Source organism: Candidatus Finniella inopinata (assembly GCF_004210305.1).
GTDB lineage: Bacteria > Pseudomonadota > Alphaproteobacteria > Paracaedibacterales > CAIULA01 > Finniella > Finniella inopinata_A.
On sequence record NZ_SCFB01000011.1, the window covers coordinates 1 to 11,987 of the forward strand.

Here is an 11,987-nt window from a genome sequence, read left to right on the forward strand (position 1 = left end):
TAAAACAGCTCGAAACTTCCTGGGAGCCATACATTTGGTTGCTGCGGCTATTTGGCTTAATTGATGACACGCCCTAGCCACCTTATGCTTTCTTTATCTTCAATGGAAACAGCCCTACCATGACTCCTTTTTTTCTTGGCTATAATTTCTGCAGGAAGAGGGGGTCTGCTGTGAATCTTTTGGTCTAATAAACCAATAGGCAATCCGTCTGTTGTAACCGCAAAAGCCGTGTGCATGACTAATCCAGGCGTTTTAAAATTTGTTTTCTCAGAGCGAACACGACTCGCAATAACTCCTAATCCTGTTGTCTTTTTATGATTTTTATAAGACATATAGCTTGTGTCCTGGATAGATAATATCGTCTGATAATTCTTTGTTCTCTCACGCGTTTTCTTTACATGAGACGCCAAAATTTCAGATTCTTTAACATTATCATTCTGAAGAAAACGATACGCAGCCTTGGCTTCTGCCCAACTTCCGCTCGCTTGATTAATTGAGCTTTCAGGGGATTTGACAAAATCATCAGCAATTTTAACAAGTCGTTTGGTAAGCCTAATGTCACCACAGTCTACCTCCCCAAATTCATCCAACGCCCAACTTCTTTCTGAATGAATCAGTTTTTTATGTGTTGTTGTCATTTGAAAAACTCCAACCGGGTAAAAACCTTTTATGACTCGTTAATTATAGACTCTCATACGAATTTTGGACACACTATTTGTTGATAATTTTAAACAATTCATACTATATTTTTACCTACTTGTGGGTAATAGTAAGGACTAGGAGGGCTGGCCTGGGAGTAATCCAGGGCTGGCTACTCTACAACTTATGAAGCGGTTAAAAACCATGCAAGCCGCCAAAAACAAGACTCTCCTAAAATTATTATTCCTCCCAACACAGGGTTTCAGGCCATCCAAGACGATGGCCCTGAACAAAGAAAAGAAAGCCAAACTATTATAGACCAACAGGGGCGACAAAAATGGCAATCTCAAACAAATTACGGAATAAGAAGTCGTGTGGAGAACACGTTTTCGAGATTTAGAACCATTATTGGCAACAAATTAAAATCCCTGAATCCAAAAGCCCAAAAAAATGAAGTTCACATCGCCATCCTTATCTTAAATAAAATGCATAAAATGGGTATGCCGAAATCACAAAAAATGGCTTAAAATCAACACTTAAAAGACTTCTCCTCGACCATAATCCTATTTATGCAACACAGCCGATCATATCCACCATTCCCCATGAGCGTCTCTATTGGAGTGTCAATTTGCTTTAAGAGACTTTCAACAACAGATGAATCAGCCGTTGCATGGGTGGTTAGTTCATGGGCTAAGATTTCACCTTGTTCATCAATCGCAATATGCAGTTTTCTCCAGACTTTGCGTTGACGCGTTCCATGTTTATAGTTCATCCACTCTTTCTCGCCTGTAACTTTAAGGCCAGAGCTATCAACGATAACTACCGTAGAGTTATTAGAAGAGGATGGCTTTCTGGGAATAACAAGATTTTGTAAACGACGAGATAACGTCGTGTGATCAGGAACGACAAGGTCTAAACCCAATAAACCAATGATAGAAGAGACAAGACCCTGTGTCTGCCTCAAAGCCTGCTTCTGCAAAAGCCGTAAAGTGTGACAGGTTTGAATAGCCAAATCTGAATATGTCTTGGGACGTCCTCGCCTTCCAAAGAGCTGTTTGCCCATATTCCAGTTTGAGACGGCGTCTTCACTAAACCAAATAGTAAGATTTCCCCGGTTCACAAGAGATTGATCATAAACCTTCCAATATCGTTTGTTGTACGATTTCTTGTCAAACTTATGGCGAACGGCATCTTTTAATTTATAGGGCATCTTTGGACTTCTGAAAAACACAGAGACCAAATCTTAACCTCACTAAATAATAATAGAAATCTAAAACCTATTTATGCAACACAGCCATGTTAATCCCACGCACGAATCTTGGTGCGATACCTATACGAATCGAGTAGGAGGGGCCTCACGACCCCGTCCTCTCACACCACCGTACGTGCGATGTCGCATACGGCGGTTTCAGTTAAGCTTTTACCACAGCTTTCATGGATCTTAGATTTATAAGCCCTATTTCTTTGAACCAATTGTTATCCATAGCATGATGAACCGGGATACTCAGAGATAACCGCCACCATCCTTTCCCCGATTTTGCTACAGGCCATGCACTGCAAGCAGGCACACCCAAGCTCATGAGGAATTTAGCGATGGACAAGGGTCTCTTTCGCTGTTTAAGTCGATAACACCGTACTTTGTGATGTATCCACCCATCCAAGCTTTTCCTCTGTGAAGGCCATTCTGTTAGTCGAAAATAGTTTCCCCATCCTCTTAGGGCTTGATTTAGGTCAGATACTACTGTTTCTAAGCTAACCCCCCTATTTCGACGGGTAATCCACCGCACCTTGTCTTGAATACGACTCAAACTGTGCTCGGCAACTATAACCTTCCCTTCCTTCAGAAGTCGATACCCAAGAAACTGGCGCTCTTCAACAGAAGCACAAGCACTCTTGGTTTCGTTAACCTTCAGCTTCAGACGTTTTGCAAGAAAATCTTTCACCGATTGCAACACACGTTCCCCCGCTCGCAAACTCTTGACGTAAATATTACAGTCATCTGCGTATCGGCAAAATTTGTGTCCTCGGTGCTCTAACTCCTTGTCCAGCTCATCTAGCACAAGATTTGACATTAATGGTGAGAGAGGTCCCCCTTGGGCCAGCCCTTCTATCCGTTCAATGCAAATCCCCTGTCTCAGCATCTCCGCCTCTAAGAAGCGTCGGATGATCTTTAACAGTCTTTTGTCACCTACCCGCTTTGAAAGCCTAAACATGAGCTTATCGTGGTTAACCCGGTCGAAAAATTTTTCAACGTCAATATCAACCACGATGTCATATCCTGCCTGTACGTACTCTCGCGCCTTTAACAGCGCTTGATGCGCACTTCGGCCAGGTCTAAATCCGTAGCTTGACCCTGAAAATGTTGGATCAAACATGGGCTCTAATACCTGAAGAATAGCCTGTTGGACAAGCCTGTCAACCACACAAGGAATCCCTAACAACCGGGTTTCCTTGCTTTTCCCTGGCTTCGGAATTTCAACCCCCAATACAGGAGATGGTTGGTAGGTTCCTGTCCTTAACGATTCTATAAGTGACTCTTTGTGTTTCGCAATCCAGCCAAACAGATCATCAACTGTCATCCCGTCAACCCCTGCGGCTCCTTTGTTTGCTTTAACACGTTTGTACGCTCGGTTCAAATTTGATGGGTCACAAACCTTTTCCATCAAATACTCTGTCAGAGGCTCATCCATTGTTGACGCCTTCAAGATTTGCTGTACCTCGCTCCCTTCAGGTCTCATACGCTGAAATCTGTCCGGACGTTGGTGATGTTTCCTCATCTTCCTACCTCTCCATCTTAAAGAGTCTTCAACGACTTTCTCTGGCTTAACTGATTCAGGCCTTCAGCTGATTAACTCAGCCTAATACGCCTTCTGCTGACTTCTCTTATCCCCTCTTGATTAATCACTTAACCAATAGTTTGCGTTCAACAAACAGGATAAGAGATCTCCCAAGGTAAGATGCAGGTCTTTCCCAAGGTCAGTGCTGGATCTACTGCTATACGCTTGCGGTCAGTTATTGGGCATCTCCGTCTAAGGCCGTGTTACCCAGCTATAGCAGCCTTTTATCCAGTTCCTGTTCGTCACTTCCTTGTTGCGTCGTCGGCTTCCTTCAGATTCTCCCTCGCGGAAGACACCCTTGCCTAGACTCGCACTTCCGACTTCCACGGCGTGCAGTGGACTCTCACCACCTAAACTATAGCGTCCTTATTCTTCAATAAGGACCTCTGCACCATGCTTGGCGCACCTTGTAGGTCCCCTGGTGAAACCAGGGGATTACCTATCAACTGATTTACACATCGAACTATTTTATTCTTATGATTTTTAACAACTGTATATAATTTGGTATGGTGTGTGCATGTTGGCCCTTTGGATTAGGACCACTACCACTAGTGTCTACCTGAAGAGTGTAACCATTTTCATCTCTCTGCCAAACTCCTTGATCAGAAGATATAAGAGCTTCCTTTTGCTTTGGATCGAGGTTTGGATTGGAGTCAGAGATTAAACCTGTTGTTGGACCATCTGAACTTGTATTTATGAATGGCTTCCATGGATGTTCAGCATTAGAGTTGGGATCGCTAATTAAATCACTATCGCTAGCCCCTAAAACAAATTGCCCATTTAAATTAGGAAGCGTGTATCCATAAAAAGGACTTGCACGGTCAGTTACCGGCTGTCCATAACAAACCATGAACTCAGAAGGTATTTTAATTGCTCCAGCTCCTGGATTAAAAGTGCCAGGAATAGCTGGATTTGATGGCCACCAAAAATCGAGAATCGTTCCAATGGGAACAAAACCAATAAGGTTTTGGAGAGACTGTCCATTAAGACTAAAGTTAACAGGTGTAGTCGCTGATCCTATCGTTACATTTTGATTCATAACCGTAGAAACATCAAACTGTACTGTTGTACTAGCAGGAGTAGAAAGGTTGGGAGAATTAGAAGAAACAGCGGCAGGTTGGGTCTGGCTTGTGATAGGACGTGCAGGAGCTGCTGCTTGAGACGCTAGCATCTGCTGTGTAGATAAAGACGACAATGATGACGAGCTGGAAGAAGAACTAGAAGAGGTAGCGGCAGGTTGGACCTGACTTGTCATAGGACGTGCAGGAGCTGCGGCTTGAGAAGCTAACATCTGTCGTGTAGATGAAAACGACGATGATGACGAGCTGGAAGAAGAGCTCAAATCAGAAGCTGTAGGCGTATACGAGCTGAATTTTAATGTTGTACCGTCAATCATTTTTACCTCTGCGTGGCTCATATATAATATTCCTCCATCACCACCATTCGGGCCATTAAGATCGATAGAACCATTGATCTTAAGCTGTACAGGTTGAGTTGGTATAGTAGATGAAAGCGTCACATTTTGGGTCATGGTGACTGGATCGTCGAATTCAATGGTTGGAATAGGATCGCTTAAGGGGCCTGAACGATTACTTGTTGAACTCAAACTATGAGTAGTTGTATTGGTAGGAGCAGTTGCTGCTTTACAAAGGACATTTCCCTTACATTCAACATCTCCAAAAAAAGTCACTTTTCCATTCTCATCAATAGACATAGCTGACTGAGCTGAATAATTTAGGACCGTTAAAAGCCCTAAAGCCAAACCCATTTGTTTTAGGTTTTTATATTTCATTTATCATCCTCTTAAGTTATTTATTATTAAGGTGCACATCTTTATGTTTCTATATAAGATATGTTCCTATGAATAGTAGACATTCAATATCTTTCTTAATTGTGTCAGTGAAGTTCTATGGAAAATTCATTTGATCCTCATCATTTTTAAAAAGTTGATATAAGGGGGCAGGATATCCAGGGCAACACTCGCTACCTCATGGATATGCACACCTTGCGCATCCGACAAGGGTAAATCATGTTGATGCTGTCCACTGTGTGTGTCGCCCTGTGAACTTCCTTCGAACTTTGAAATCGTTTTCCCTTGTTCGTTGTGAAGTGTCTGTTTGTCTGCATTTTTGGAGGATATGAAACCCGTCATATTTCTATTTTGGAAGGCATGGACATGCAAACCAGCAGCAGAAACCTCTGCTTTAAGGACCTGCTGTTCACTGCCTCCCCTGATGCCTACTTTATCTGGCATTCCAACACCTTTTATAAACATATGATGCAGGTTTGGAGCTCTTTCACCATTAAAATAACTCTCTCGATCTTCAATGATATTCCCGTCACACAGAACAAATCCTCTCGGAAGAACAAGAGATTGTTGATCTGACATGTTAGGTCTCCACCAATCCAGAATTGTTCCTACAGGAATAATCTCTTCTTTAGTTTTTGGAGGAACAACTCTTATGATCTTTAAAACGCTTACAAACGGAGGAGAAATAGCTGCAGAGACGATCACATTGTGAACATGATCGGCACAAGAAGCTGTGTCAGGTAAATCATGCTGATGTTGCCGTTGTTGAGACGTTGAGGACGCCCCATGAAAACCCAAATGGAACCATTTGCTTTTGTCTTTTTGAGAACGGTTATTTGGAGCACCTATACATCTTTTTTCTTCTATGCTTTGAATAAAACCTGTTATGTTTTGACTTTGCGAAAAGCTATGGGTATGCCCCCCGCTTGGTGAAGTAATTACGTTTGTGACAAATTGATGGCTATCGCCTACCGTTTCAACCTCTCTAGGATCACTCGTTCCTCTTGTAAACACATGAATAAGATTAGGAACACGTTGCCCAAAGAGGGGACTGTCTTTAAAGGCAACTATCTGACCATTACAAATTAAAAACCCTGGAGGAACTCTTTCCGCATGGGGACCCCACCAGTCAAGAATCGTCCCGATTAAGGCGAGATGTCTGATTGGTGAAAAAGTTTCACCCGGTGTAAGCAGTTTAGGGGGTAAAGAAACAGGAGCAGGTTTGTAATGAGTTTGACTAAGGTCAGAGAAACTTGTTCCTGCTTCTACGGAACTTGGTGAAGAGCCTTGACAGTCTTCATCTTTTCCACTCCTTTCTTCTTGTGCTCTTTGAAGTTTTCTATCCGAAACGGTTATTTGTGGGAGAGGAGTTTGAACAGGAGAAGAGAAATCAAAACGTACAGAAGAAGCTGCATCATATGGTTTTCTTGTTGGAGGAGCATGGGTTGGAAGAGGAGGCCTGGTTAAACTTCCAACGGCTGAAAAATTTTGATTTTCTTCGTATCTATTCGTAACTTTAGCGGCAGGGGCTGGGCATAAATCTTTTTTGTCAGCAGCTTCTGCCGTTATTACTAAAAAAATAAAATTAATGCTCAAAAAAGATTTGAGGGCAAACTTTTTTCGAAACTTTCTCCATTGATTCATAACACTACACCTCTCTACATTAACAATCAGGACTTTTTGGGTTAATCTCGAACGGAATCATAAACAGCCTTTCCTTCACTTGATTCTCATAATTTTTAGAACATTGACGTAAGGGGGTGAAATATCAACAGTGGCTGTTATCGTGTGCGTGTGAGCGCCTCCACTATCTGTTCCAGGTAAACTGTGTCGATGGTTCACTCCCTTTCCTTTTCTATGAGAAACGGAAGATCCGCTTTCTTGAGAATGGGTCCAGCTTCCATGGTTATGAGAAGCCGCCTCACTTTTTTCATGCATATAGATATCCTGAGCCGTTGTGGCCCTCGAGATCAAATCGGTCATTCCTCGGTTGTCGCTGAACTGGTGCCTGTGGGCTCCATTCTCTGAAGTTGTTAAAGAAACAACAGCTTTAGAATGTCCTCCTTGATGACCTACTTCTTGAGGATCAATCGTTCCTCGGGTAAAACCATGGTTTAAATTAGGCAGATATTGACCAAAAAGAGGGCTTTCTCGATCAAGAACTTTTTGTCCATTACAAAGCTCAAAGCAAGCTGGCATACTGCTGATATTGGTGCTCCACCAATCCAGAACCGAACCAATCGGCAGACCAAAATCACCCAACGATGAAAAGATATCTTCTTCACCGGAAGAGGAAGAAGCAGGAGCAAACGGTTCCTCAATAGGAAAAACAGAGGCACTCTCCTTGTTATGTTTATTATTAATCGCCTCTGTCGTTGAGGTGTCACCAAAAGGAGGTTGTTGACCAGGTTGTGGCAAAATCCCTCCAATATAAACCTTCCCTGAGATAGCTTTTAAGGTAATGGTGTTCTTACCACCGGTACTTGCAGGAGCCTTGGGGAAAACAAAGGCAGAACTTCTATTAGGATCAGATCGCCCAGTGTTTATATAATAACCAGAAACGATACCTAATGTAGTAGAGCTGGTAGCTGTAGAAGCCTTACTCAAAGCATCTTCCAATCTTCTGTAAGGAGCAAAAATATCACCGGTACCATCTGTAACACCATCCGCATGTTTTGCCAGAACACAAAAGTAATCCGAATCAACATAAGTTAAAGGTTTACTATCATGAAAAATTTTTTTGATGGAGTCTACTAATCTAGTGTTAGTAAAACCCGTACTTATATCTACCCCATTATCTGTCGGCGTGGCTGGAGACGTAAAACTCGAGCTAATGCCGATTATCATATGTGTTCCTATCAAGTAAACAGGGGAGCCAGTACCCGTACCTCGAGAGGTATTAATGATGCTATAAATCGCATCGCTTCCTCCTGTTGGAGATGTATTCCTCTGATCAACCTGAGCAGAGTTCGTTTGTTGGATTAAGTACCTAGCTGAAGGATCACTAATTTGGCCATGCCCTGTTGTTCTAACATAAGGAACGAGACCAAAAAGAATATCTGGAGTGGTACTAGGAGCTCTCCAATTCGCTATAGGGCGAAAAGAAAATTTTTGATTCTGAAAAATACTTTCGCCAAACATATTTGGTTTAACCCTAAAGACAGACCAATCGTCACCATCTAGAGGAGTAACATGCTCGTCCCACACCAGACCCTGAAGGTCAATTTCATATGCATCTTTACTATCAATATCAATAATGTTTACATAATCGTTTTCATCAATATTGACTTCAAAGTAAAATTTCTGTTCATATAAGTTTGGAATATTATTAAAAATTCTACCGGCTGTTAAGATGCATCCGCTTGAAATTAGCGAACCTGTTCCAATAATATCATAGAAAAATATTCCCGGATCTATCTCATCCGCTTTTAGTATTCGACCAACCCTGGGGTCGTTAGAAAGGACGCGTGTATCTGGCTTTATAGGGTCTCTAAAGGCCTGTGGGTATTTCCTCGCGTATTTCCGTAAACGCTTTTCATGAATAGCTACATCAACTTTCTTTTCTTCTTGCTGAATATTACTTGTAGACATTGTATCAGAAACAGCAAGTGATGGAGGGTTAATCGGTGGCAAATGAGAACCGATATGAAATGATGGCGCACCTATATACACTTTTCCCGCCAAAGCTTTCAAAGCAAGTTTTTTACCAAGCGGGAACGTTATCCCCCCACCTGCATAATATCCAGCTGTAATCCCTAGCGTATCGCCGCTTGTTGCTCCATCACGAGCATCCTCCAAGCTTCTATACGGATTAAATAATCCACCAGGGGAATTATCACCCGTAACATCTGTAGGACTAACAGCAAAATAATCACTGTCAACATATCTGACCTGTACACTGGTTGGAGGTGCCAGATCACCAGGCTTATAAAATGGAACACGCTTAAGAGCATCAATTATTTGTGAATTATTAAATCCTGAAGCATCATTATTATCATTAAAAGACTGACCTGGTATGTACGAAGCAGTATGAATTCCGATCGCCATATGTGTCCCCATAAGGTACATAGGGGAACCGGAGTTCCCTGCTGTGGCAGAAATTTGATGGTAGATAATATCAGAATCAGCAACATCTGACACTTGCCCTCCTCCAGGTTGTGGAGGGTTAGGAACTGGTTTCTTCTTACCAAGAATAGTACCAGAAGCTGTTTGTTGTGTTAAATTTTTCGAATTTTGTTGGTTAGGAAATACCCTATTGTCAGGAACTCTACCATATCCTGTTATTCGACTGAGAGGATAGGGACGATCACTAGTCGAAAACCTGCTGAAAATGTTATCACCTTTTGTTATGCGAAAAAAACTTTTTTGTCTTTCAAATATGGGCTGCTTACTACTATCTTGTTTAAGTAGAAAACAGCCCCAGTCATTTCCCCTATAACCATATTGGTAAGTTTGTGGATTATTTTTTGAACCAGCTACAATGCTCTTTAGATCAACTTGATATGTGTCTTTCTCTGGAGAAGGCCACAGGGTCCCATTGCTCTGGGAAGTACGCACATTAAGCTCAACTGTTAGATCCATGGGGTTATATTGTATTAAAGTATGTCCCGCACCTATACAGCATCCAACTGATGCGAGCCAAACTGTTGCTTCAAAGCCTGGATAAAGATTATATTTAATACGGACTACTTTAGGATCATTAGAAGGCACACGATCATCTCCATCATTATAAATAGTTTTGATGGGTTGCTCATATTTATTAACGGAAAGAGGGAAAGCTTCTCCCCCAGAAGCTTCCTTCATTTCCGCAGCCTGAGGTGAAATTGAAAGTTTGGAGCTTTCTGTGCCTGACGAGTATGCAAATCCTACTGGGAAGAGGAAAATCAACGTAATAAGAAGTTTTGGACAATAAATTTGCTCATTGTTTTTGCTCATTAAGAATGCATCATCTTATTACGTAAAACCTGATGCTAACACTATGAGGTCAGACCATTTCTTTTGAATAGTTTATTTTTAAGAATATTTCTCCTTGAAGTTGAAAAAAGAGATAAAGATGGGGTGTTTTTGGTAAAATGGCCGATTTTTTTTATTTCATCAATTCTGATGATAAAGGAAGAAAAAATTTAAAATTTCTTCTTTAAGAAATAACTTAAAAGTAATAGCCTATGCAATAAGTGTTATCTTCGGAAACTTAAAAATGAAAAAAACAATTGCCTATACAATAGTGTTTTTTGTTAATGCCGGGATGGCGTCGTTTGCGAGTTGCTTTCTTGAAAGTCGCGTAGATGTGAGTCCTTGCCCTAAAATCTCAAAAACCATGGGAATGGAGCAAGTAGACTCAAGCTTTAAAAAGCTTCCCTCGAAAAGTTTTGCTTGGTTTGGACTTAAAGCATTAACAGTGGCTTTAACTAGCCAAGATGTAGTTACTCCTGCTGCAGCTTTTTATAGCTTCCAAGGAGAAGAAGGGATTGGACAAGACTTAGCTAATCATTTCTCGAACAATTCAATCAACGCAAGGTACTTTCCTGCACTTATTCAGTTTTCTAATTATGATTACAGTGTTGGTCAACATAGTCTTCGCTTCTATAAAAACAAAGGGATTTATGTAACCTTACGAGAGGATATTCCTTTTTCATTACAGTTTGAAGGTGTTTGCTACTACAAAAAACGAGATTTATACTTTGATATGGATTGTTGTGAGGGTACTGACTGTTCTGTGGCTGCTAATAAATATGTTAATTTTTTAAAGCCAATACACGACCCTATTCCAGGAGTTACACTGATTGAAGTCAACACCCAATTTGTTTCTCCTTATGAGGGTAGTGGTAAATGTAGTCTAACTGATAGAGTTAGATTCTTCTTGGAACTTATTGAAAGGAAAAGTGATGGTGAGATTGGTAAAGATCTTTCTGCTAAACACATAAAGCCAATAGCGATTAAAACGCCCAATTCTTTTTATACGATTTCCTCAGAACTTCTCCCGTGGTTTAAGTCGGACACCCAGATAATTGATACGATTGGTCAAAGTAGCGTTCCGTCACTTCCTTCTTATGCTTTTCAGGGGACGGAGGAAGTAGGACAAAATCTAGCTAATTATTTCTCGGCTGATCGCCATCATATGGATTTTGAAAAGATTATCCAACTTTCAAATAAAGAGCACCATTTCGGTCAGTACAGTCTGCAGCTTTACAAAGAAAAACCTATTTATGTTAGCTTACCCGAAGATGTTCTATCTTTTGAAAATGACAATTCATGCTACTACAACACGCGAAACTTATATCACGACCTAACATGTTGTGAAGGAGGCAATTGTGAGGGAATGACTTATAAAAATGTCAAGTTTCTGAAACCAATAGACAAAAAAGACGAAAGAGGACGAGACATTGTATTGATTGAAGTGAACATAGGATTTTTTAAAAGGTATGAAGGAGGAAGTAAATGCAGCCTGGCCAATAAAGTTAGGTTCTTTTTAAAATTCAAAAAATTGTAGAGGAATCAGGGCCCCTCATGAAATAAGCTTTGACTCAGAGAAGGATTTTAAAAACTACTCAAATCCTTCGTTACAAAAAAACAAAATTTGATCCCATAATCTTTCTTATGGAAACCGGAGGCAGAAAAGAGGAAACATTTTCCTATCCTCTGGTTAAACTTATACTCTCAAAAAGCTATTCCTTGAAAAGAGGCCATCATGGATAAATATA

Annotated in this window: 6 protein-coding genes and 1 pseudogene; 1 reads left to right on the forward strand and 6 read right to left on the reverse strand. The window is 41.0% G+C overall.

Annotated features, from left to right (window positions below; genetic code table 11):
* Positions 1–74 precede the first annotated feature (74 nt).
* From EQU50_RS06885 to EQU50_RS06910, 6 genes and pseudogenes are all read right to left on the reverse strand, one after another.
* Positions 75–638 (reverse strand): annotated as a pseudogene (locus EQU50_RS06885) (IS4/Tn5 family transposase DNA-binding protein); the annotation flags it as partial.
* 530 nt (positions 639–1,168) lie between these two features.
* Positions 1,169–1,849: an IS5 family transposase gene (locus tag EQU50_RS06890; RefSeq protein WP_130154396.1), complete on the reverse strand. Its 681-nt coding sequence runs from the start codon at positions 1,847–1,849 to the stop codon at positions 1,169–1,171.
* A gap of 202 nt (positions 1,850–2,051) precedes the next feature.
* Complete coding sequence (gene ltrA / locus EQU50_RS06895; RefSeq protein WP_207216274.1) at positions 2,052–3,416, reverse strand: group II intron reverse transcriptase/maturase; 1,365 nt, start codon at positions 3,414–3,416, stop codon at positions 2,052–2,054.
* A 523-nt stretch (positions 3,417–3,939) separates the two neighbouring features.
* Positions 3,940–5,268, reverse strand: a complete 1,329-nt coding sequence (locus EQU50_RS06900; protein WP_130154397.1) for a hypothetical protein — start codon at positions 5,266–5,268, stop codon at positions 3,940–3,942.
* Between the two features lie 126 nt (positions 5,269–5,394).
* Positions 5,395–6,930 carry a hypothetical protein gene (locus EQU50_RS06905; RefSeq protein ID WP_130154398.1) on the reverse strand — a complete coding sequence of 512 codons (1,536 nt, stop codon included), beginning with the start codon at positions 6,928–6,930 and terminating at the stop codon, positions 5,395–5,397.
* Positions 6,931–7,005: 75 nt separating this feature from the next.
* The gene (locus tag EQU50_RS06910) at positions 7,006–10,221 is read right to left on the reverse strand and encodes a trypsin-like serine peptidase (protein ID WP_130154399.1); all 3,216 of its coding nucleotides are present in this window, start codon (positions 10,219–10,221) and stop codon (positions 7,006–7,008) included.
* 262 nt (positions 10,222–10,483) lie between these two features.
* Between EQU50_RS06910 and EQU50_RS06915 the strand changes: the two genes are divergently transcribed.
* On the forward strand, positions 10,484–11,776 hold the full coding sequence (locus EQU50_RS06915; protein WP_130154400.1) for a hypothetical protein: 1,293 nt from the start codon (positions 10,484–10,486) through the stop codon (positions 11,774–11,776).
* Positions 11,777–11,987: the final 211 nt, after the last annotated feature.

Excerpts from the sequence above, each read along its gene's own strand:
- EQU50_RS06890 (WP_130154396.1), bottom strand. The coding sequence starts at position 1,849 with ATGCCCTATAAATTAAAAGATGCCGTTCGCCATAAGTTTGACAAGAAA.
- ltrA (WP_207216274.1), bottom strand. The coding sequence starts at position 3,416 with ATGAGGAAACATCACCAACGTCCGGACAGATTTCAGCGTATGAGACCT.
- EQU50_RS06900 (WP_130154397.1), bottom strand. The coding sequence starts at position 5,268 with ATGAAATATAAAAACCTAAAACAAATGGGTTTGGCTTTAGGGCTTTTA.
- EQU50_RS06905 (WP_130154398.1), bottom strand. The coding sequence starts at position 6,930 with ATGAATCAATGGAGAAAGTTTCGAAAAAAGTTTGCCCTCAAATCTTTT.
- EQU50_RS06910 (WP_130154399.1), bottom strand. The coding sequence starts at position 10,221 with ATGAGCAAAAACAATGAGCAAATTTATTGTCCAAAACTTCTTATTACG.
- EQU50_RS06915 (WP_130154400.1), top strand. The coding sequence starts at position 10,484 with ATGAAAAAAACAATTGCCTATACAATAGTGTTTTTTGTTAATGCCGGG.